Annotated in this window: 26 protein-coding genes; 24 read left to right on the top strand and 2 right to left on the bottom strand. The window is 38.6% G+C overall.

The window, feature by feature from the left end:
* Positions 1 to 339 precede the first annotated feature (339 nt).
* The 11 genes from QM968_RS02150 to QM968_RS02100 all read left to right on the top strand — a co-directional run bounded on the left by QM968_RS02150 (position 340) and on the right by QM968_RS02100 (position 9517).
* On the top strand, positions 340 to 1794 hold the full coding sequence (locus QM968_RS02150) for an aminotransferase class I/II-fold pyridoxal phosphate-dependent enzyme (protein ID WP_414381881.1): 1455 nt from the start codon (positions 340 to 342) through the stop codon (positions 1792 to 1794).
* Complete coding sequence (gene speE, locus QM968_RS02145; RefSeq protein WP_347087266.1) at positions 1795 to 2655, top strand: polyamine aminopropyltransferase; 861 nt, start codon at positions 1795 to 1797, stop codon at positions 2653 to 2655.
* Positions 2652 to 3911 carry a saccharopine dehydrogenase family protein gene (locus tag QM968_RS02140; protein WP_368402443.1) on the top strand — a complete coding sequence of 420 codons (1260 nt, stop codon included), beginning with the start codon at positions 2652 to 2654 and terminating at the stop codon, positions 3909 to 3911. The genes speE and QM968_RS02140 overlap by 4 nt, the downstream gene beginning before the upstream one ends.
* The gene (gene nspC, locus QM968_RS02135; protein ID WP_009730808.1) at positions 3911 to 5038 is read left to right on the top strand and encodes a carboxynorspermidine decarboxylase; all 1128 of its coding nucleotides are present in this window, start codon (positions 3911 to 3913) and stop codon (positions 5036 to 5038) included. The genes QM968_RS02140 and nspC overlap by 1 nt, the downstream gene beginning before the upstream one ends.
* Complete coding sequence (aguA, locus tag QM968_RS02130) at positions 5035 to 6120, top strand: agmatine deiminase (RefSeq protein ID WP_414381876.1); 1086 nt, start codon at positions 5035 to 5037, stop codon at positions 6118 to 6120. Before nspC ends, aguA begins: the two co-directional genes overlap by 4 nt.
* Before the next feature lie 9 nt (positions 6121 to 6129).
* A complete protein-coding gene (gene aguB, locus QM968_RS02125) occupies positions 6130 to 7005 on the top strand; it encodes an N-carbamoylputrescine amidase (protein ID WP_414381874.1) in 876 nt (291 codons plus the stop codon).
* A gap of 263 nt (positions 7006 to 7268) precedes the next feature.
* Positions 7269 to 7562, top strand: coding sequence for an antitoxin (locus QM968_RS02120; protein ID WP_414381872.1), 294 nt, complete (start codon positions 7269 to 7271; stop codon positions 7560 to 7562).
* The gene (locus QM968_RS02115) at positions 7555 to 7893 is read left to right on the top strand and encodes a type II toxin-antitoxin system RelE/ParE family toxin (protein ID WP_414381869.1); all 339 of its coding nucleotides are present in this window, start codon (positions 7555 to 7557) and stop codon (positions 7891 to 7893) included. Before QM968_RS02120 ends, QM968_RS02115 begins: the two co-directional genes overlap by 8 nt.
* 59 nt (positions 7894 to 7952) lie before the next feature.
* Entirely contained in the window at positions 7953 to 8627 is a 675-nt protein-coding gene (locus QM968_RS02110; protein ID WP_414381866.1) for a DUF443 family protein, read from the top strand.
* A complete protein-coding gene (locus QM968_RS02105; protein ID WP_414381863.1) occupies positions 8621 to 9058 on the top strand; it encodes a hypothetical protein in 438 nt (145 codons plus the stop codon). The genes QM968_RS02110 and QM968_RS02105 overlap by 7 nt, the downstream gene beginning before the upstream one ends.
* An 18-nt stretch (positions 9059 to 9076) precedes the next feature.
* On the top strand, positions 9077 to 9517 hold the full coding sequence (locus QM968_RS02100; protein ID WP_414381860.1) for a GNAT family N-acetyltransferase: 441 nt from the start codon (positions 9077 to 9079) through the stop codon (positions 9515 to 9517).
* Positions 9518 to 9799: 282 nt separating this feature from the next.
* Here the strand turns inward: QM968_RS02100 and QM968_RS02095 are convergent, their stop codons facing one another.
* Both QM968_RS02095 and QM968_RS02090 read right to left on the bottom strand, forming a co-directional pair.
* Positions 9800 to 10585 (bottom strand): CPBP family intramembrane glutamic endopeptidase, encoded by a 786-nt coding sequence (locus QM968_RS02095; RefSeq protein WP_414381857.1) that lies wholly within the window; start codon positions 10583 to 10585, stop codon positions 9800 to 9802.
* A gap of 4 nt (positions 10586 to 10589) precedes the next feature.
* Positions 10590 to 11477, bottom strand: a complete 888-nt coding sequence (locus QM968_RS02090) for a helix-turn-helix domain-containing protein (protein ID WP_414381855.1) — start codon at positions 11475 to 11477, stop codon at positions 10590 to 10592.
* Positions 11478 to 11828: 351 nt separating this feature from the next.
* Between QM968_RS02090 and QM968_RS02085 the strand changes: the two genes are divergently transcribed.
* The 13 genes from QM968_RS02085 (at position 11829) to QM968_RS02025 (ending at position 22009) form a co-directional block, all read left to right on the top strand.
* Positions 11829 to 12875, top strand: a complete 1047-nt coding sequence (locus tag QM968_RS02085) for a DNA/RNA non-specific endonuclease (RefSeq protein ID WP_414381852.1) — start codon at positions 11829 to 11831, stop codon at positions 12873 to 12875.
* A 119-nt stretch (positions 12876 to 12994) separates the two neighbouring features.
* Positions 12995 to 13171 (top strand): hypothetical protein, encoded by a 177-nt coding sequence (locus tag QM968_RS02080; RefSeq protein WP_003017298.1) that lies wholly within the window; start codon positions 12995 to 12997, stop codon positions 13169 to 13171.
* Complete coding sequence (locus QM968_RS02075) at positions 13171 to 13782, top strand: Fic/DOC family protein (protein ID WP_023023568.1); 612 nt, start codon at positions 13171 to 13173, stop codon at positions 13780 to 13782. The genes QM968_RS02080 and QM968_RS02075 overlap by 1 nt, the downstream gene beginning before the upstream one ends.
* Positions 13783 to 14035: 253 nt before the next feature.
* Positions 14036 to 15784: a glycoside hydrolase family 13 protein gene (locus QM968_RS02070; RefSeq protein WP_414381849.1), complete on the top strand. Its 1749-nt coding sequence runs from the start codon at positions 14036 to 14038 to the stop codon at positions 15782 to 15784.
* Between the two features lie 83 nt (positions 15785 to 15867).
* Positions 15868 to 16407: an RDD family protein gene (locus tag QM968_RS02065; RefSeq protein ID WP_414381846.1), complete on the top strand. Its 540-nt coding sequence runs from the start codon at positions 15868 to 15870 to the stop codon at positions 16405 to 16407.
* Between the two features lie 60 nt (positions 16408 to 16467).
* The gene (locus QM968_RS02060) at positions 16468 to 16911 is read left to right on the top strand and encodes an 8-oxo-dGTP diphosphatase (RefSeq protein ID WP_414285863.1); all 444 of its coding nucleotides are present in this window, start codon (positions 16468 to 16470) and stop codon (positions 16909 to 16911) included.
* Positions 16912 to 17191: 280 nt separating this feature from the next.
* Positions 17192 to 17503, top strand: a complete 312-nt coding sequence (locus QM968_RS02055) for a hypothetical protein (RefSeq protein ID WP_006597213.1) — start codon at positions 17192 to 17194, stop codon at positions 17501 to 17503.
* A gap of 150 nt (positions 17504 to 17653) precedes the next feature.
* Positions 17654 to 18469 (top strand): Ltp family lipoprotein, encoded by an 816-nt coding sequence (locus QM968_RS02050; RefSeq protein WP_414381843.1) that lies wholly within the window; start codon positions 17654 to 17656, stop codon positions 18467 to 18469.
* A gap of 273 nt (positions 18470 to 18742) precedes the next feature.
* Complete coding sequence (locus tag QM968_RS02045; RefSeq protein ID WP_414381840.1) at positions 18743 to 19465, top strand: Ltp family lipoprotein; 723 nt, start codon at positions 18743 to 18745, stop codon at positions 19463 to 19465.
* Between the two features lie 343 nt (positions 19466 to 19808).
* Positions 19809 to 20696 carry a DUF4300 family protein gene (locus QM968_RS02040; RefSeq protein WP_414285865.1) on the top strand — a complete coding sequence of 296 codons (888 nt, stop codon included), beginning with the start codon at positions 19809 to 19811 and terminating at the stop codon, positions 20694 to 20696.
* A 54-nt stretch (positions 20697 to 20750) separates the two neighbouring features.
* Positions 20751 to 20942, top strand: a complete 192-nt coding sequence (locus QM968_RS02035) for a hypothetical protein (protein ID WP_414285866.1) — start codon at positions 20751 to 20753, stop codon at positions 20940 to 20942.
* A gap of 72 nt (positions 20943 to 21014) precedes the next feature.
* Positions 21015 to 21524 carry a DUF6630 family protein gene (locus QM968_RS02030; RefSeq protein ID WP_414285867.1) on the top strand — a complete coding sequence of 170 codons (510 nt, stop codon included), beginning with the start codon at positions 21015 to 21017 and terminating at the stop codon, positions 21522 to 21524.
* 71 nt (positions 21525 to 21595) lie between these two features.
* On the top strand, positions 21596 to 22009 hold the full coding sequence (locus QM968_RS02025) for a hypothetical protein (RefSeq protein WP_414285868.1): 414 nt from the start codon (positions 21596 to 21598) through the stop codon (positions 22007 to 22009).
* Positions 22010 to 22013: the final 4 nt, after the last annotated feature.

Here is a 22013-nt window from a genome sequence, read left to right as displayed (position 1 = left end):
CAGGCAGGGTTGAATGCCGAAGCGTGGTTGAAAAGCCACATTATTGATAGGGTTAAAAGCCTACTTTTATAAGTTGATGTTAGGACATTAGTTCTAATTCGTATACATTTGTTAGTGTGGTGAAAGCACACGTCATCTTGTGAAACGATCAATAAAGTACGTAATATTTGCTACTAGAGAGTTAGGAAACATCAGGAACAGACATACTCAAAAGAAACAAGCATAAACACGTCAGTAGATTGTAGAGCAGGTGCCAACCTGCTCTTTTTTCATAAGTTTCCTATAACACCTGATTTTAGCTCAGGTGTAGAAAATAAAGTAAAGGAGTATGTCTTCATAATGTTAAATCAGAACCAAGCTCCCATTTATGAGGGGTTAGTTAAGTTACGAAAGAAAAGGATTGTTCCTTTCGATGTACCAGGTCATAAGCGTGGCCGTGGGAATCCAGAGTTAGTTGAACTTTTAGGGGAAAAATGCGTTGGTATTGATGTCAATTCTATGAAGCCCTTGGACAATCTTGGGCATCCTATTTCGATTATCAGAGATGCAGAAGAGCTAGCAGCAGAGGCTTTTGGAGCTGCCCATGCCTTTTTAATGATTGGCGGGACAACCTCATCCGTGCAAACCATGATTCTTTCCACCTGTAAAGCAGGTGATAAAATCATCCTACCACGAAATGTCCATAAATCAGCCATCAATGCACTCGTTTTATGTGGAGCTATTCCCATCTATATTGAGATGAGTGTGGATCCCAAAATCGGTATTGCTTTGGGGCTTGAAAATGATCGTGTGGCACAAGCTATTAATGACCATCCGGATGCCAAGGCTATCTTAATCAACAATCCTACCTACTATGGGATTTGTTCAGACTTAAAGGGGCTAACAGAGATGGCCCACGCTGCAGGAATGAAAGTCTTAGTAGACGAGGCACACGGTGCTCATCTCCACTTTACAGATAAACTTCCTCTATCTGCTATGGACGCTGGAGCAGATATGTCAGCCGTATCTATGCATAAGTCTGGTGGCAGCTTGACTCAAAGTTCGCTTCTTTTAGTTGGCGATCAGATGAATCCTGAGTACGTGCGTCAAATCATTAACCTGACCCAATCAACATCAGCATCCTATTTGTTAATGTCTAGTTTGGATATTTCACGCCGCAATTTGGCTCTTCGTGGTAAAGAGTCATTTGAGAAGGTCATTGAGCTATCTGAGTACGCTCGTCGTGAAATCAATGCCATCGGTGGCTACTATGCCTACTCAAAAGAGCTAGTAGATGGTGTATCGGTTTGTGATTTTGATGTAACCAAGCTGTCAGTTTACACTCAGGGTATTGGTCTAACAGGGATTGAAGTTTATGATCTCTTACGGGATGAATATGACATTCAAATTGAGTTTGGTGATATCGGCAATATCTTGGCCTACATTTCAATTGGTGACCGCATTCAAGACATTGAACGCTTGGTAGGTGCTTTGGCTGATATCAAGAGACTCTACTCGCGAGATGGGAAGGACTTGATCGCTGGCGAATATATCCAACCAGAGTTGGTGCTATCTCCACAGGAAGCCTTCTACTCAGAGAGAAGAAGCTTAACCTTGGACGAGTCCGTTGGACAAGTCTGTGGGGAATTTGTCATGTGTTACCCTCCTGGGATTCCTATCCTAGCACCTGGTGAACGAATTACACAAGGTCTTGTCGATTATATCCAATTCGCAAAAGAACGTGGTTGTTCCCTCCAAGGAACGGAAGACCCAGAGGTCAATCATATCAACGTTATTAAGAGAAAGGAGAACTAGATGGATTTATGGTTTTCTGAAGTTTATACTCCAGATGTGAAATTATCATTGAGAACTGCCAAACAACTCTACGCTGGAAAAAGTGAATGGCAGGATATAGAAGTATTAGATACACCAGCTTTTGGGAAGATTTTGATTTTAAATGGGCATGTCTTGTTTTCAGATGCAGATGATTTTGTCTACAACGAAATGACCGTCCACGTTCCTATGGCTGTTCATCCCAATCCAAAGAAAGTCTTGGTTATTGGGGGCGGTGACGGTGGTGTTGCCCAAGTATTAACACTCTATCCAGAATTGGAACAAATCGATATCGTGGAACCAGATGAGATGCTGGTTGAGGTTTGTCGAGAATATTTTCCAGATTTTGCTGCTGGGCTAGATGATCCTCGTGTTACTATTTACTACCAAAATGGACTAAGGTTTTTGAGAAACTGTGAAAATGATTACGACATTATCATTAACGATGCGACTGATCCATTTGGCCATACGGAAGGGCTCTTTACCAAGGAATTTTACGGCAATAGCTATAGAGCCTTGAAAGAGGACGGAATCATGATTTATCAGCATGGTAGTCCCTTCTTTGACGAAGATGAGTCAGCTTGTCGAAGCATGCACCGTAAGGTTAATCAAGCCTTTCCAATCAGTCGAGTTTATCAGGCACATATCCCTACCAGTCCTGCAGGCTATTGGTTATTTGGATTTGCATCTAAAAAATACCACCCTGTCAAAGATTTTGACAAGGAAGGTTGGAAAAAACGCCAGCTTTTCACAGAATACTACACTGCAAACCTACATATTGGTGCCTTTATGTTGCCTAAGTATGTAGAAGACATTTTAGAAGAAGAGGAAGGAAGAAAATGAGTCGTTTATTAGTTATCGGATGTGGGGGCGTTGCCCAGGTTGCTATTTCAAAGATTTGTCAAGACAGCGAAACTTTTAAAGAGATTATGATTGCAAGCCGTACCAAGTCAAAATGTGATGACTTGAAGGCTAAATTAGAAGGCAAAACAAATACTAAGATTGAGACAGCTGCTCTTGATGCTGACAAGGTAGAAGAAGTGATTGCCTTGATTGAAAGCTACAAACCACAAGCTGTTTTGAACGTAGCTCTACCATACCAAGATTTAACTATTATGGATGCTTGTTTGGCAACAGGTGTCCACTATATCGATACTGCCAACTATGAGGCTGAGGACACAGAAGACCCTGAATGGCGTGCTATTTATGAGAAACGTTGTAAGGAACTTGGTTTTACAGCTTACTTTGACTACTCATGGCAATGGGCTTACCAAGAGAAATTCAAGGAAGCAGGTCTGACTGCCTTGCTTGGATCTGGTTTTGATCCAGGGGTAACCAGCGTCTTTTCAGCTTATGCACTCAAACATTACTTTGACGAAATCCACTATATCGATATTTTAGACTGTAATGGTGGTGACCACGGTTATCCATTTGCGACAAACTTTAACCCAGAAATCAATCTACGTGAGGTTTCTGCACCAGGTTCTTACTGGGAAGATGGAAAATGGGTAGAAGTCGAAGCCATGTCTATCAAACGTGAGTATGACTTCCCTCAAGTTGGTCAAAAAGACATGTATCTCCTCCACCATGAAGAAATCGAATCATTAGCAAAGAACATTCCAGGTGTTAAACGAATTCGCTTCTTTATGACTTTTGGTCAATCTTATCTAACTCACATGAAATGCTTGGAAAACGTTGGTCTCCTTCGTACAGATGCAATTAATTTTAACGGACAAGAAATCGTACCAATCCAATTCTTGAAAGCCTTGCTTCCAGATCCTGCCAGCCTTGGCCCACGTACTGTTGGTAAAACTAATATTGGATGTATCTTTACAGGTGTCAAAGATGGCGTTGAAAAGACCATCTACATCTACAATGTTTGCGACCATCAAGAATGTTACGCAGAAGTTGGTTCACAAGCCATTTCTTACACAACAGGTGTTCCAGCCATGATTGGGACAAAATTAGTTATGGATGGTACTTGGAAACAACCAGGAGTTTATAACCTTGAAGAATTGGATCCAGACCCATTCATGGAAGCTTTGAATAAATACGGTTTGCCATGGGTTGTGCTTGAAAATCCACAAATGGTGGACTAATGAAGTTAGAACAAGTACCAACACCTTCTTATATCATTGACTTAGGAAAATTAGAAGAGAATTGCCGCATTTTACAAGAGGTTCAAGAAAAAACTGGCTGTAAGGTTCTACTGGCTCAAAAGGCTTATTCCCTCTATAAAACCTATCCTTTGATTAGTCAGTATCTGTCAGGTACGACGGCTAGTGGACTCTATGAGGCTAAGTTAGCTAGAGAAGAGTTCCCTGGGGAAGTCCATGTTTTTGCGCCAGCTTTCAAGGAATCAGATATGGAAGAGTTGCTTAAAATATCTGATCATATTGTCTTTAACTCAGAGAGACAATTACGAAAATATGGTCAACGTTGTCGTGAAGCTGGTATCAGTGTCGGTCTACGCCTCAATCCTAAATGTTCAACGCAGGGTGACCACGCGCTTTATGATCCTTGTGCTCCTGGCTCTCGTTTTGGAGTGACTTCAGACAAGATACCTAGTGATTTGCTGGACTTGGTTGACGGGCTTCATTTTCATACTCTTTGTGAGCAGGGGGCAGATGATTTAGAGACAACCTTGAAAGCAGTAGAAGAGCAGTTTGGAGCCTATTTGCATCAAGTTAAATGGCTCAATATGGGTGGTGGTCATCATATTACGAGAGATGACTATGATGTGGACTTACTGATTTCTGAGATTAAACGCATTCGAGAAACTTATAACCTTGACATCTATATCGAGCCAGGAGAAGCTATTGCCCTTAATGCGGGCTATCTAGCGACAGAAGTCTTAGATATTGTTGAAAACGGGATTGAGACCTTGGTGTTAGATGCTTCAGCAAGCTGCCATATGCCAGATGTTCTTGAGATGCCTTATCGCCCTCCATTGAGAGATGGTTTTGAAGCGCAAGAAAAACCTTATACTTATAGACTCTCTTCAAATACTTGTCTTACAGGGGATATCATTGGGGATTACAGCTTTGAAAAACCGATTGAAATCGGTGACCGCCTCTATTTTGAAGACATGGCTATTTACTCCTTTGTCAAAAATAATACCTTTAACGGCATTGGGCTTCCAAGTTTGTATCTCATGGATAAAGAGGGTGAGTGCAGTCTAGTCAAAGCATTTGGCTACCAAGACTTTAAGGAGAGATTATCATGATGGACAGCCCAAAGAAATTAGGTTATCGGATGCCTGCAGAGTATGAACCCCATCATGGGACTCTCATGATATGGCCTACTCGACCAGGTTCTTGGTCTTTTCAAGGAAAGGCTGTTAAAGCAGCTTTTAGCAAGATTATCAAAACGATTGCTCAGGGGGAAACAGTCTACCTTTTGGTTGAGGAGGACTATCTATCTGAAGCACAATCCTATCTTGGAGACAATGTTGTTTATCTAGATATTCAGACAAATGATGCCTGGGCACGTGATACTGGTCCAACTATTCTCCTCAATGATCAAAGGGAAAAGTTAGCGGTAGATTGGTCTTTCAATGCCTGGGGTGGTGCTGTTGACGGTCTTTACCAAGACTATGAAGCAGATGACCAAGTAGCCAGTCGCTTTGCAGAAGTCTTAGATATACCTGTTTACGATGCCAAACCATTTGTACTGGAAGGTGGAGCTATACACAGTGACGGTCAAGGAACTATTCTTGTCACAGAAAGCTGCTTGCTCAGTCCGGGTCGCAATCCTCAGCTGACTAAAGAAGAGATTGAAAAGACCTTACTAGAGAGCCTCGGTGCCGAAAAAGTCATTTGGTTGCCTTATGGTATTTATCAAGACGAAACAAATGAACACGTCGACAATGTTGCAGCCTTTGTTGGTCCTGCAGAGCTTGTTTTAGCTTGGACGGACGACCAAGACGATCCTCAGTATGCCATGTCTACAGCAGATCTAGCTCTTTTAGAGAAGGAAACCGATGCAAAAGGTCGAAGTTTCACTATTCATAAACTTCCAATCCCAGCTATTCATCAAGTAGTTACAGAGGAGGATTTGCCGGGCTATACTTATGAAGAAGGCGAAGAAGAACGCTATGCAGGTGAACGTTTAGCAGCTTCCTATGTAAATTTTTACATTGCTAATAAGTCTGTATTAGTGCCACAATTTCAGGATGTAAACGACCAAGTAGCCTTGAATATCCTGAGCCAGTGTTTCCCAGACCGTGAAGTTGTCGGAATTCCTGCAAGAGATATTCTTTTAGGTGGTGGAAATATCCACTGTATTACCCAACAAATTCCAGAATAGGAGAAAAAGATGAGAAATGTAACGGTTGCAGCTATTCAGATGCAATGCGCTAAGGATGTGGAAACCAATATCCAAACAGCTGAACGCTTAGTTCGACAAGCTGCAGACAAAGGAGCCCAAATTATTCTCTTGCCTGAATTATTTGAACGTCCCTATTTCTGTCAGGAACGTCAGTATGACTACTACCAGTATGCCCAGTCGGTGACAGAAAATACGGCTATTCAGCATTTTAAAGTGATTGCCAAGGAACTAAAGGTCGTTTTACCGATCAGTTTCTATGAAAAAGATGGTAATGTATTATACAATTCCATTGCTGTCATTGATGCAGATGGAGAAGTACTAGGCGTTTATCGGAAGACACACATACCAGATGACCATTATTATCAAGAAAAATTCTTCTTTACTCCTGGAAACACAGGTTTCAAGGTCTGGGATACTCGCTATGCCAAGATTGGTATTGGCATTTGTTGGGATCAGTGGTTCCCAGAAACAGCCCGTTGCCTGGCACTAAATGGCGCAGAATTGCTTTTTTATCCAACAGCCATTGGTTCAGAGCCTATTTTGGATACAGATAGTTGTGGTCATTGGCAACGTACCATGCAAGGACACGCAGCAGCAAATATTGTGCCAGTTATTGCAGCCAATCGTTATGGTTTAGAAGAAGTCACTCCTTGTGAGGAAAATGGGGGGCAAAGTTCTAGTCTTAATTTCTACGGTTCATCCTTTATGATTGATGAAACAGGAGCTATTCTAGAGCAAGCTGAAAGACAAGCTGAAGCTGTTCTGTTAACTACTTATGACCTTGACAAGGGAGCGAATGAGCGCCTGAATTGGGGTCTCTTTAGAGACAGAAGACCAGATATGTATAAAGATATTGTCAGATGAAAAAGCCTATCGTAGGCTTTTCTTTTTGGAAAGTCGTATAATAGGGGAAATAAGGAACTTCGTAAATACAAAACACAAGGTGATAGACAGAACAATCTATCACTTTTTTTAGTTTAAAACTATTTGTCACCAGTTTTAAACCCAGCTTTCTTATCTCTTACAACTTTTATTTAGTGAAAGAGGAATCCATTTTTCACTTGAATCCCTTCTCTATCTCATGGTAGAATGTATATACAAATTGTATGTACAAAGGAGAGGTAGAAATGGCAAACACGAAAGCAGTGAATTTTCGAGCAGATGCGATGTTTTACCAGAAAACAAAAGAGGTGCTTGCAGATCAAAAAATTTCTGTGTCAGATGTCCTAAATGCAGCACTTCGAAAAGTTGCCAACGGGACTGTGGATCCAGAAGAATTTGTTTCGAGTGATTTGCAGGACAAACAGTATCAAGTAGCCTTTGAGGACTTAAAAAAGGAGATTTTAGTGGGGCACCAGGAAATTGCTCAAGGAAAAGTTACTTCTGTAGCCGATGTGAGAAAGGAATTTGGTCTTGACTAAATTGAAACGCTATCAGGTCTTTCTTTCAGATCGTTCTAAGCAGGACTTGCGTGACATTCACAACTATATTCTTGTGAATTTTTATAGCCAGCAAGCTGCAGATGGAAAAGTCGATTTGCTATTGAGTGCTCTTGAGACCCTAGAACTGTTTCCAGAACCCTGTCCTCTGGTATCAAGCCGGGGCTATGGTGAGATGACGAATGATGGAAAACCCTATCGTTATATGCCAATAGAGAACTATCTCGCATTTTATTATATTGAGAAGCATACAGTGTATGTTGCTCGTATCCTCAGTGCAAAGCAGGATTGGGTCAAGATTTTTTATAAGTAGAATGAGGAACTTTGTGTTGCACTTCATTTTACAACAGAGCAAATTTTTGGAGCATTATTTTGGATTTAAAATTTAAATATTCGAATATAGCAGTTTTTAGAATCGTTGAGTATAACAATAAAAAATTTATTTTAGATTCTACTTCAATAAAAGGAAAATCCTATTTCTTAGGTTGGCTTCCTAAGAAAGTTACTGAAAAGATGGTTGAGTTATCTCCTTCCAACGATAGTTTTGAAATAAAATCTAAAACTCGGTTAGGAACATCTACTGTGGCCATTATGGTTCAACCCCTTGTCGGTATTTCCTACAGGTTCATGAAAAAGGCGTTTATCAGCTGGGGAGTCAGTCAACAAATTATTTTGAAATTAGGAATATTTGCTTTCTCGATGCTTTTATCCTATCTAATGGCGGTTTGGTATGGAAAACGTGCCAAACGGACATTTGATTCGAGAATTCCTAAAGATAGCAAATCATACTGTCTTGTTTTTGAACCAAAAGGGAAACGAATGATCGACTGGTATATCACAGTAGTGGCCAATATTGTTTGTTTGAGTTTTTTTATCGGAACTAGTAATGGAACTGAAGGAGCATTATTGATTGTGAATGGCCTTATATCGTGGTTCGGTTTTGTGATCATGAGAATGCCACAAATCCCAGAGTACTATAAAACCTTATCGTTGATTAAAATTGAGGAGTTTTCAAAAGAAAAATGGAATGAGGAACCTCCATGTTAAAATCAAATAAGCTAATCATTTTATTAATTTCTCTACCCTTTCTGATGGTCCTTGTTTTCTATTCTCTTAGTGAGCATCCTGGATATAGTGATGATGGGAATTTCGTCAGAAATCATGAGACTGCTATTAAGCGTGAGATCATCGCAAACTTAGCCCGGGAAAAGCAGGACATAGAATCTGTTACCTTATTGCCAAATACTGCTAGAGGAGAGTATGATAATGGTGGTGATGTGAGTGGACATTACCATATCTATTTTACAGCCTACGTCAATCATAATCGCGAGCGAACGATAAGCGTAGAACTATTCTTCCCAGATGCCAGTATTCCACCTTTCACCTTGTTTCCTCCCAACCCTTATAAAGACAAGGGCAAAAAGATGTCCAATTGGTTGATGGGGAATATTGAAGTATCGGAAGAAACCTCTAAATAGAAATAAGAACAAGTCATAATGAATAGAATAGTAGACGAACAGATCACTCTTATTCCTTATTATAGGAATGATGACATTTCCCTTCTTTGGTATCAAGATAGTGAGGTTTGCAAACAAGTGGATAATACTGATCAGATTTACAGTCTAACAAAACTTCATAAAATGTATGATTACCTAACTTCACATGGTTCATGCTATTATATCCAATATAAAGGAGTGTTAGTTGGAGATGTGACACTTCAAGATAATACAGAGCTTTCTATAGTGATCAGCAAAGAGTATCAGAATTTACAGATCGGAAGACGATGTATTTCTGAAATGATACAGTTAGCCAAAGAGAAAGAAATGGTTAAGGTAACTGCTCAAATTTATACTTTTAATACTCAAAGTCAAAGAATGTTTTTGGCTTTGGGATTTCAGATAGTAGATGAAGAGTGGTATGAATATAAGTTGATTTAGAAAAGTTGTATTTCTCCATATATATTAGGACTGTAATCTGCGGTTTATAAGACAATGTTCATGAAAAATAGAGATAAAGGGTATCTACTGATACATGGACAAGAGGTTTTTTCAGAAATCTAAAAATGAAGAGAACACCAAAAGATGATTTTTTGTTGGTGTTCTCTTCATTTGATTTTACAATCTATCTCGCTTTTTTATGTTTTCAACCAGTTAGACAGACAATTTGTAGGAGAACATTTAAACTCAAAATTCTGTACAGTTAATGAAAGCTTTTACCCATTATAATCTGTCCGCAGTTCTATTTCGCATATGCATTGCAATCGGTGTGATGAGCAGGTATAGCAAGGTCAAAATGATAAAAAATCCGATATCGGCATCCAAAAATACATAAACGATATTAAAGCCAAAATGCATGAAAATAGAATAAATCAGATTATTATATTTTTCCAAAATAATATTCATACAAATAGTAATAGATGTAATCACAACTATGTTAGCAATAATATAAGGAATGGCACGCCAGTCCGTAAATTTTGAATCTACAACCCACAGAAGTGTATGCCAGAAACACCAGACTAGGCCTTGGTATATAGAGGATTTTAAAAAATGATATTTTTTATTAAATTCTTCTCTCATATAACCTCGCCACCCTAATTCTTCACCTGTCGGACCTGATGTAAATGATAAGAAAATACTTAGTGGCAATGATACGGTTCCTAGATTGATGTAGGAGAGCATTGTTTTTTGGGTCATAAGTGAGTAGATGAAGAGTGATAAAATACTGAGCCCAAATGTAAGACCAAATGAAGATAGAAGTGGGAGTAACGACACTTTAGCAGAGAAACACCGCTTAAGGAAAGTTGTTCTTTTCTCATCAGTCCTGAAATACTTCCATCCGAATAAAAGCAGGTATGATGGAGACCATGCGACGATATTTCGTACAATCCACATGATAACTGGTGGAACCTTAAATACTAAACTTGCAGGAGCTGCTACGAAAATAATGAGTGCCCAAACAAGTACATAAGAACTGATGATGTATCTTTTTAAATAATTTACATTCATTTAGTTACCCTCTTTCTTCAGCTGTATAGATAACCAGTTCACTCTTAATACCATTCAATTCAATTATATTATCTGAATCGGGTGAATCGAATGGTTTAGTTTTTTGTCCATTTTTTTCATAATAAATGTTTGTACCAATCCCTTTGGTAATAGCTGTAAATAGGCTTTTTTCAGGAATACGCATTCTAGATGTTGCTGAAATCTGGTTAATGTTAACTTCACCGTTTAATGAATTACATAATACTTCCATATCAAGATTACAGTTTATTTTTACTTTACCTGAAATATCTTCTAGGGCAATACGAGATGTCTTAACGTCAAGTTCGATATTGTCACATTCTAGGGAGTGAATTTCTACAGACTCTGCACGAACCGCACATTCAATGTGACTAATATAAGGAGTTGGGATTTGCACAAAGATACTGACAGTTTCTTTAGCAGTTGCCTCTGTTACACCATTATAACGTTTTACATCTACGTCAATTCTTTTTCTACTATCATCAATTTTTACTTTAAAATCATTTTGAAGTGTAGGAAGAAGGTTAGATACCAGACGAACTCGAATTTTTTCTCCCTTGTATCCAGACAATACAAACTTTTCTGCGCCTCCAAATTTCATATCATAGCTTTTGATCTTATCGATATCATACTCTGTGATACTCTCAAAAAGATATTCGCTTGTCTTAAGACTAGTTCTTTCATTACAGATTAGCTCATCGATAGAGATGTTAAATAGGTTTGAGATTGATATCATATTTTCGATATCTGGAATTCCAGCACCAGTTTCCCACTTTGTTACAGCTTGTCTTGATACACCGATTTTTTCAGCTAAAAGTTCTTGTGACATCCCTACTTGTTTACGTATGGATTTTAATTTTTCAGCAAATGTCATGTTCTATGACCTCCTCTATATTTTATGATGTAATTTGTCATAAAGTAGCAATATGACTGATTTTAGTATAGAATAAACGATTATTATAGCACAAGCAAGTAGAGGTTGCATTCTCATTTTTTTTGCTACTTTGCGTGGCATTTATCGTTTTAACGTTGATTTTTAGCATTATTTTAGTTATTTTATCATACATTCAAATTGAATGATGAATAGAATTTAAAAATATATTTTGAAATCCCAGATAGTCTGGTAGTAATAAAAAATAGCATAAAATAATTTCTAAAAGCTATTTATTTGTAATCGCTTTTTTCTGCTATAATATCACTAGATAGAAATGTGGGAGTTTCAATCATGGTTACAAAACGGTTTTTGAAAAATGTTATTGTTGCGATCATCTCGGTTTTTATGTCCATGGCCGTTGTTCAAGGGGTTCAAGCCCAGCAAACTGGACTCGACTATCAAAGTCTTAACCTGCTACCTTTTACTGGTAACAAACAACTCGTTCTAGGGGAGTTTGACCATTTAGGTCGTGCGACCTCCGCTCATATTCAGCTGCAGGACAAGGATGAGCCAAAGAAAAAAAGAGAACCACGTCTCAGCTATAATCCGGTTGGCTGGCACAATTATAAGATTGCTTATGGAAACAAGGGAAGGAAGGCCTGGTTGTTCCATAGAGGGCATTTGATTGGCTATCAGTTTAGTGGTCTGACCAATGAAGGGAAAAATCTGGTTCCTCTAACTGCTTGGACCAATACGGGGAATTATAAAGGGACAGCGGATAGCAATGTGGAGGGCATGCTCTACTACGAGAAACGACTAGATAGCTGGCTAGCCACCCATCCAAATTATTGGTTAGACTATAAGGTGACTCCGGTCTATACTGGAGATGAATTAATTCCTCGGCAGGTGACCTTGCAATATGTAGGAATTGATCGAGATGGCAACCTTCTACCCATCAATTTAAGTAGTCCCAAAGAGTCAGTAGATGCTTATGGGATTACCACTGTTACCTTGGACAACTACTCTAAGAATGCAACCATTGACTATCTGAAGGGGACTGTCAAGCCATCTTTAGTGCCGACAGAACCTAGTAGTCAACCTCAACCTGCTAGTCCTTCTGTAGAGACGCAACCAAGTCAAGCCCCTCAACCGAGTCAGCCAGCAGTGCCTGCACAGCCAGTTCAACCTGTAGAGCCAGTTCAGGCAGTCCAACCTGTCGAGCCTGCAGAACCAACTCCTCAACTAGCGCCAGTTGTTTATGTGGCCAGAAATGGGAGTGCGGATGTTTATTGGTATTCTTTGGACAGTATGCCTCGCAATACTAATTTTTCTAAGGTTGTTCAAATGTCAGAAGAGCAAGCGCTAAATCTTGGAAAGCGGCATACAAGTAAGGAATGAGTAAAAGTTATTTTGATAATGAGAAAGCCCAATTGTTGGGCTTTTTGTGTAGGGTAAGTACTAAATAGGAGAACTAAAATGATTGAAAATATGCTATAATAATAGGACGGAGGTAGAATATGACCTTAGATGTAGATAAAGAAAAAATGATGATTATGGGTGTGATTTTTGACAACAAAAAGGTTTTTAAGAGCGTCTGGTTTGCTCTGAGCACCAATATGATTGAAGGATGGCATCCCACGGTAGAAGACGTGGAGCGACTGAGAGAAGAGGCAGTTGCATTAGGAGTTGGATAATGGTCAGAAAAATATATGATGGGTATGATTATATAGACCCTGATAATTTATACACCTATCCCCATTCATCTGTTCTCATAAATAAATTTAATGAGAAAAATGATAATAAAGCACGAGAATTAGAATATCGTTTAGTAGCAAGCCAAAGTTTAAAACTGTTTATTAATCCAATTGAAGTAAATACTGTTTCAGATATTTTAAAGATTCATAAGTTTCTTTTTGAAGGAATGTATACTTGGGCAGGTCAATACCGTCAAGTAAATATCTCTAAAAGTGGAAATGCTTTTATGCCAGTTCAATCTTTTGATATGGCAGAAAAATTTTTAAATACTTTGCTTTCAAACTATTTACTTAACGCAAATAATAAAATTGAGATTTGTAAAAGTTTAGCTGAGATATTAGATAATCTAAATTATTTTCACCCATTTCGAGAAGGAAATGGTCGTACTCAACGAGAAGTTATCCGTTCTTTAGCTTTGATGAAAGGCTATGAATGTGAAATTTCAATTGGTTTAGATGATGATATCTATCACTTATATATGGATGGAACAGTTTATGGAGATACTAGTAAGCTCGAACAACTGTTCAATAAACTATTAACAGAAATATAGATCTGTAGTATATTTTAGTAGGAAACAGTATAAAGTGATGCTTATAAGGTAAAGTCATTGCTTCAACAAAAATCTTTAAGCCCAATTGCTGGGCTTTTTGTGTTGCATTACAATCTTAAAAATCTAGTAATCTAAAATGATCTCTCAGCATCTTGCAAAGGTTTTTATAAAGTAGTATACTAGAAATAGTTTATGGAATCGTTTGCATAAAACGGTAAATGATGAAAAGAGAGTATAGTAGGAGACTAGTCAGATGGAATTAACAGCTATTTATCATCGGCCTGAATCAGAGTACGCCTATCTTTATAAGGATGGCCAGCTCCACATTCGCATCCGGACCAAGAAAGAAGATATCAAACGGATTGTCTTACACTATGGGGATCCCTTTATTTTTATAGAAGATCTTTATGAGGCAACTAAGGAAATGGACAAGGTGACGACAGACGACCTCTTTGATTATTGGCAAGTGTCGGTATCTGTCCGCCATGCCCGGATCCAGTACCTCTTTGAATTAGAGGACACAGCGGGAGAGAAGGTCTTGTACGGAGATCGGGGTGTGGCAGCCTACACCGAGGAGAACCTGGACTTCGTCATGAACGGTTTTAAGCTTCCCTTTATCCATGAGATTGATGGGTGTGCTGTTCCGGATTGGGTGGCGCAGACGGTTTGGTATCAGATTTTTCCTGAGCGCTTTGCCAATGGGAATCCAGCCATTTCGCCAGAAGGTGTTCGTCCTTGGGATGCCTCTATTGCTCCTCAAGTATTGGATTTCTTTGGTGGAGATTTACAAGGGATCATCGATCACCTAGATTACTTGCAGGAGTTAGGGATTACGGGGCTCTACCTTTGCCCGATTTTTGAATCTCCGAGCAACCACAAGTACGATACCATTGACTATTATGAAATTGATCGCCATTTTGGTGATAAGGAAACCTTCCGCCAGCTAGTGAAAGAGGCTCATGCGCGTGGGATGAAGATTATGCTGGATGCCGTCTTTAACCATATTGGTTATGATTCACCCCAATGGCAGGATGTGGTCAAATACGGGGAGGATTCGATTTACAAGGACTGGTTCCATATCAAAGAGTTCCCTGTCTCCTCAGAAAATCTGTGGAATAGTCGCGACTTGTCTTACCATGCTTTTGCTTTTGCGGGCTATATGCCTAAGCTCAATACAGCTAATCCTGAGGTGAAGGCCTATCTTTTGAAGGTTGCGACTTACTGGATTGAAGAGTTTGATATTGATGCTTGGCGACTGGATGTGGCTAATGAGATCGACCATCAATTTTGGCGGGATTTCCGTAAGGCGGTCTTGGCCAAGAAACCGGACCTCTATATCCTCGGAGAAATCTGGCATTCGTCCCAACCATGGCTCAAGGGCGATGAGTTCCATGCTGTTATGAACTATCCCCTCTCTGAAAGTATCAAGGATTATTTCCTGCGGGGGCATAAGGAGACGCAACGCTTCATTTGGGAGATCAATAGCCAGTCCATGTACTACAGACAGCAGATTTCTGAGGTTATGTTTAACCTCTTGGACTCGCATGATACAGAGCGTATTTTGACGACGGCTAAAGGCGATCTTCAGTCTGTCAAGTCTGCTCTCGCCTTCCTTTATCTGCAACGAGGAACGCCGTGTATCTATTATGGAACGGAGCTAGCCCTTATCGGTGGCCCAGACCCAGATTGCCGCCGTGTCATGCCATGGGAGCGCGTGACAGCAGACAATGACATGCTGAACTTTATGAAGAACTTGATCCAGCTCCGAAAAGAAGTAGCAGGCATGATTCAGTATGGTCAAGTGAATCTGGAAGAAGTAGAGCCGGATGTGGTGGCAGTAGAATGGCAGCATGAAGGTGACATGCTCAAAGCCTACTTTAACCAGTCGAAGAAAGACGTTGTCTTAGAAAGAGTACAGGCAGATCTGATCAGTCTTGGGAATATATCCGATGATCGCTTGATCATTCAGCCAAATGGATTTGTTATTTATAGGGAAGATTAGGAATGAAGTAGACTGGAATCGAAAGATTGCAGTCTTTCTTTTATAATAGTTTCTTTATTCGTACCCTTATATTATAATAGGAGATGAGAAAGGGGGAGACGGTGATGAAGATGTTAGCAATCAATCCTATTTTGTTTAAAAAAAGAATGATGGAATTTCTATTCGATTATCTTTTCATTCTAGCTTATTTAGTATTTCTGTTTTTAGGTTCGATGCTTATTTACATTATCTTTTTTAATGGCGTCCCAGAGTTTACAGAAATTCAGTCGCAGTGGCTTATATTTTTCACCTCTATTCTACCAATCACGCTCCTGTTCACATTCTTGGATTATGCAAAAAATGGGAGCTTGGGGAAGGGAAAAGCGGGACTTCAACTGGTCTACCAGAAAAAAACAGTTCAGGCTAGCTTGATCAGAAATACCATTAAATTTTTACCTTGGCAACTCGGTCATATGGGCACGATTCATGGTTTCTATAGTAATTTTGACGGATTATCCATTAGCCTCTCTATTTCGGCGACTCTCCTCGCAGTTTTGCTACTGGCAATGACGCTGTTTAGAAAAGATAAGAGGCATCTAGGTGACCTGCTAGCCCATACGCAAGTGCAACTAAAAGAAGAATAGGGTAGAAATTGTTTATCCTATCCTTAAAGAATAAGACAAACATAGTTAGGAAGTATCTGTATGAATGAGACCGTTGAGTTTACAAATCTTTGTATGGTAAGAGACGGCGATAGAGTTCTTGTTATTGATCGTAAAAAAGAGGACTGGCCAGGCATAACCTTTCCTGGTGGTCATGTCGAAGCGGGAGAATCATTTACGGAAGCAGTAATCCGTGAAGTGAAGGAAGAAACTGGCTTAAAGATTGCTTCTCCCCAGATCTGTGGAATGAAAGATTGGGTAGAAGACGGCATTCGTTATGTAGTTCTCTTTTATAAGACAGAAAAGTTTGAAGGAGACTTAATATCCTCTGAAGAGGGGGAAGTCTGGTGGGAGGACCTGAAAGAATTGCCAAATCTAGACCTCTCTCTAGATATGGAGGATATGCTTCGTATCTTTCTTGAAGAAGAACTGTCTGAATTTTTTTACTACCAAGATGGAGAAGACTGGAAGTACGATTTAAAGTAAAATTGAACGCTGATTCTGAAAAAAATAACCTGATCCAAGTGTAATAGAGCAAAGTACCAAATTAAAAGTGATGAGTGACTTAGTCAAGAAATATGATCGAAAATGGGATAATGATTGTGCCAAAGAGCACCATGCTAGCATGCTCAGTCTATTAAAAACGGAGATAGAAAAGTACAAATAGGTATTGACTTGCCCTTGCTCTGTTTTCAGTTTCTTTAGTTGTACATTCCTCTCCATAGGTGTATAATGTGTCCTTAGATAAACAAATGAGGAGTTTACTATGGAATTAAAAGATTTTACAGAAAAAGAACAAGAACAGATCAACCAAGGTTTGAGTACAGCTGAGATTTCTGATAAAGAAGCGGCAAAGAAGTTGCTCGCTCTTGTACCGCAAGAATGGATCAAGCGTATTCCTTTTTTTGTCAGGGGGCATGCGACAACAAAGACGATCGAACGTGTGGCTATGCGCTATCCTGAACTCTATGCCGTGGCCAAGCGCCAAGGAGACCTTCCTGAAAAAGAACGGGAGGAATTGCGTGTCATCATGACAGAAGTCTTTGAAGAAAAGATGAACAAACATAAGATAAAATAATACTTTATTATTTTATCTCACATTGAACGAGTTATTGCAGTTGAAATATTGCGGTCGCTTTTTTGTTTACTAGTATGAAGACTTTTACACTAGTAAATAAAAATGAACAATTTTTCATGGTATAATACTAATGAATGTAGTTCCAGAGGAATGAAAGATTCCATTGGAGAAAAACAAGTAAAGGTATTCATGATGAAAAAATTTTTGATAGTTATTTTTTCGATTTTTGGATTGATGGTAGGAATGTTAGCTTTGATGGCAATTGAGTATCAAATAAGTTATAATAAATGGAAAAGTTCATATACGGGAAAAATAGTAACTAATTCTGAAGAAAAATACTCTACTTCAAGTGATGGAAATAAGGATGATTTTGAATCATCAAAACAAGAATACGCTACTTCAAGTTCTAGTACGAAGAATTATGATTATAAAAAATACTCTAGTCCAATTGATGAATATAATGATAATTTCGAATTATTATTTAATTTGCTTGTTGAAAAACTTTTTTCTCCAACTTTAGTAGAAAAAGAATTTAAAAGGGCATATGAAACAGCTAAAAATCTGTCAGCGGATTCTCCTATTTCGATGCAGGCTATCAAAAATAAAATAAAGATCTATAATTATTCAGAAGGCGCTAACCAGTACGCTGTATATAAGCTTAATATAGACTGGAAAGAGCAATCACTTTTAAAAGCAAAATCACTTCAAAAGTATCGTTATTCAAAAGAAAAGTTAGTTGAGCAACTTATAAATGTTGAACTATTTACTCAAGAAGAGGCTGATTATGCTGTAGAACATGTTAATTTCGATTGGAAGGAGGACGCTGTGAAAGAAGCGGAATCTTATGCAAACGGTGGCAAGATTACGAAAGAAAAGATGTTAGAAGTACTTGTTGAAAACAAAAAATTTACTCAAGAGGAAGCCGAGTACGCAATAGAACATGCCAAAATAGATTGGTCGAATTAAACAATCATTCTAGTGCGGTTCTGAAGCCCTTAAAAGAGTCTACTGCATCCAAAATAGCTAGGATAGAAACGGAAGTCTTTGAAGAAAAGATGAACAAACACAAGATTAAATAATCCTTTATAGTACTTTGTTATTTTATCTCACATTGAACGAGTGATTGCAGTTGAAATATTGCGGTCGCTTTTTTGTTTACTAGTATGAAGACTTTTACACTAGTAAATAAAAATGAACAATTTTTCATGGTATAATACTAATGAATGTAGTTCCAGAGGAATGAAAGATTCCATTGGAGAAAAACAAGTAAAGGTAGTCATTATGAGAAAATTTTTTACATTTATTTTTGCGATGGTTGGAATGATAGTAGTATGGATAGCTTTTATGGTATATAGTTATGAAAGAAGTTATAATGAATGGAAAAATTCACGTTCAGGATCAAAAGTAACTTATCCTGTAGAAAACTACGCTTCTTCAAGTGATAGAAAAAATAAGGAAGATTTAGAATCATTAATGAATATGTTTAAGAAAAGAGTTTATCCTTTACCTTTACTAGATGCAGAATATACAAGTGCATATGCAACAGCTAAAGAATTTTTAAAGAAATCTCCTTTATCGATGCAGCAAATTAAAAATGATCTTACTAAGAATGACAGGTATTCAGAAGATGCTTCCCTGTATGCTATCAATAAGCTTAATATAGACTGGAAAGAGCAAGCACTTTTAAAAGCAAAATCATATCAAACGTTTCATTTTTCAAAAGAATATTTACTCGGGAGACTAATAAATGTTGATCTATTTACTCAAGAAGAGGCTGACTATGCCATAGAACAAGGTCATTTCGATTGGGAGGAGAACGCTGTGAAAGAAGTGGAATCTTTTGGAAGCGGTGGCAACTATTCGAAAGAAAGATTATTAGAAAAACTTGTTGATATAAGAAAATTTACTCAAGAGGAAGCTGAGTACGCAATAGAACATGCCAAAATAGATAGGCCGGATTAAACAATCGTTCTAGTGTTGATCTGAAGACCTTAAAAGAGGCAACTGAACCCAACAAAAGCTACGATAGAAAATGATGAAAAGAGGCATAGTGTTTATCAAACACATTTTCTATCTTTAATTGCTAGTTGAACAGTGATGACTATAAAATAAGTCCAATGTAACATATTGAAGAGCTGGATAGTCTGCCAGCTCTTTTTTTGCTACTTATAAAGTTTCCTCATTTCGTGAAAAATAGTTGGAGCAAAGCTAGTTTTAAACTATAATATAGGATAAGGAGATTCGATAGGAAAAAGAAAGGTATCATGTTACAAAACATCTTAGTATATAGAAAAGGAACCAGTTTATGAAACCATCTAAAAAAATCATGCTCCTTACTAGCTGTGCCTTGGCGATCTTTGCTTTAGCGGCTTGTGGGACCAACCAAAAGCAATCCAAGGAAAAGCAGGAGAGCTCCACTGTCAAAAAGGCCAGTTCAGACAAGGAGCACTACAAGGGAACTTACAGTAACCTCAATAGCAAGGCTAGTGTCGAAGAAGTGCGGACGCTCTTGTCTGCTTATTTGGATCAGGAAAGTGTAGACAAGTTTCTGGGTCTAGTAACGGACTATGATAACATCGTTGGATCTGTTGGCTTGACGGGTGACTTCAGCAAGTTCAAGAAAACAGACTACAATGTCGAGAAGATCAGTGACTTGTGGACCAAGCAGAAGGGCGATTTCGTCGGGACCAACTGCCGGATCAATAGTTATACCTTGCTGAAGAACCGCATCGAGATTCCTAATCAACAGGCGGATAGTGAACTCTTATTCGTGGACAATGATGCTATTGACAAAGGAAAGGTCTTCGATGAGGCAGACAAGGAAGCCTTTAACATTCTCTATTCACGAGTTCCGACAGAGGCTACAACGGATGTCAAGGTCCATGCTAAGAAGATGGAAGAGTATTTTTCTAATTTCAAATTTAATGAAAATGCCCGCATGCTTTCTGTCATCGTTCATGATAACCTAGATGGCAACACGCTTTTTGTCGGGCACGTCGGTGTCTTAGTTCCTGCCAAGGATGGCTATCTCTTTGTCGAAAAGCTGACCTTTGAAGAGCCCTATCAAGCGATCAAGTTTGCGACCAAGGAAGATGTCTACAAATACTTGGAGACCAAATACCAAGATTACACTGGTGAAGGTCTAGCTAAGCCCTTCATCATGGACAATGAAAAATGGGTTGAAACCAAATAGAATTTCCAGCTATTTGAGGTTGGAGTGAACTTCAGCTAAGGAAAGGATCTAAAGATGAATAAAAAACGAAGCTACTTTGCTCTAGCCCTTATTCTTATCGGTTTTCTATTAGTAGAATCAAGTATGTATGTCCTACCCTACATTGAAGGATTAAAAGATTTAGAACTAGTTGCTTTCGAATTTGGAATTCTTCTCTTAGTGGGTGTCATCATCTTATTAACAAAGACTAAAAAGAATACTGATTAAAGAGCAAACTTAAGCATAAAAATTAGAATTTTAGTAACAAAGGAAACTTTAGAAAAGTGAGGATAACAAATAATGAATCAAACAACGAAAGAAGTGTATACTCGTATCGTTCAGTTACTGACTGAGGACGGCTCTATCCATGATGCTATTGAAAATTGCTTAGAATCACCTTGGTCTTATTTTGAGGAAAATATTGATCGCTATGACGAGCGTGGAATTGACGAGGATGAAACAGAGGAAAACATTATTTGGCTTGGTATTGCAGATGAACTGCTCGATGCGAATGAAGCTGTTGAATTAGACTGGAATCCTGAATTAGAAGATTTTAGCTACTTCATGAAATCTCTGGCTGATAAGAAGAATCTTCAGATGGAAGATGATTGGTTTGATGAAGAGGACACTATTACGAATTGGTGCTCTATTCTCGATAGGAGATGGGAAATAGAAGGTTTCTGTGTAGGTGGAATAGACATTGATAGCGATAGTTACGTCCTATTTATTTGTAAAGTGGAGACGTTAAAAGAATTAAGAGAATGGAGCAATCGCATCGATCAGCGTATTGATCATGCAATGAATCTTTAAGGCAAAAAAGAGCGGGGAAAATACTGTTTAAGGACTGACATTACCAAGTAAAAATAGGAAGGAGAGCGAGAATGGCTAGTCATGCGATAGAGTTTGAAGGAATGCAACTATATGCTCCAATTCTATATGTGCTAGTTTTCTTGCTCATTTTCAATTTTTTCCTTATCCTGAGAAGAAGGGCAATCGCGAGACGTAGTGGTGGTCCCTTCTTTGCGCCCTTCCATATTAACCATGGAATCTTTTACATTCATGTGCCTTTGTGTTTCAGCCGTCGTATGATCCCATTGAAAGAGATGAAGCAGATAACCTACTTATTGCTCCGTGGTCGCGCTGGTGGTGGGAGTCGCTACGCTTTCTATATCGAACTCAGAAATGGGAAGACCATTCCCTTCTTTTTTGGTAAAAGTAAACAGAATGAACTGTTGGTTGAAAAACTCAAGCAAAATGCTGGTAAGTATGGGTTTAAAGTACATTTTCAACGCTAGAATA

The organism is Streptococcus sp. OMI870 (genome assembly GCF_047460295.1).
Lineage (GTDB): Bacteria > Bacillota > Bacilli > Lactobacillales > Streptococcaceae > Streptococcus.
The sequence above is the reverse complement of the archived record's forward strand: the minus strand, read 5'-3'. Positions and strand labels throughout refer to the sequence as shown.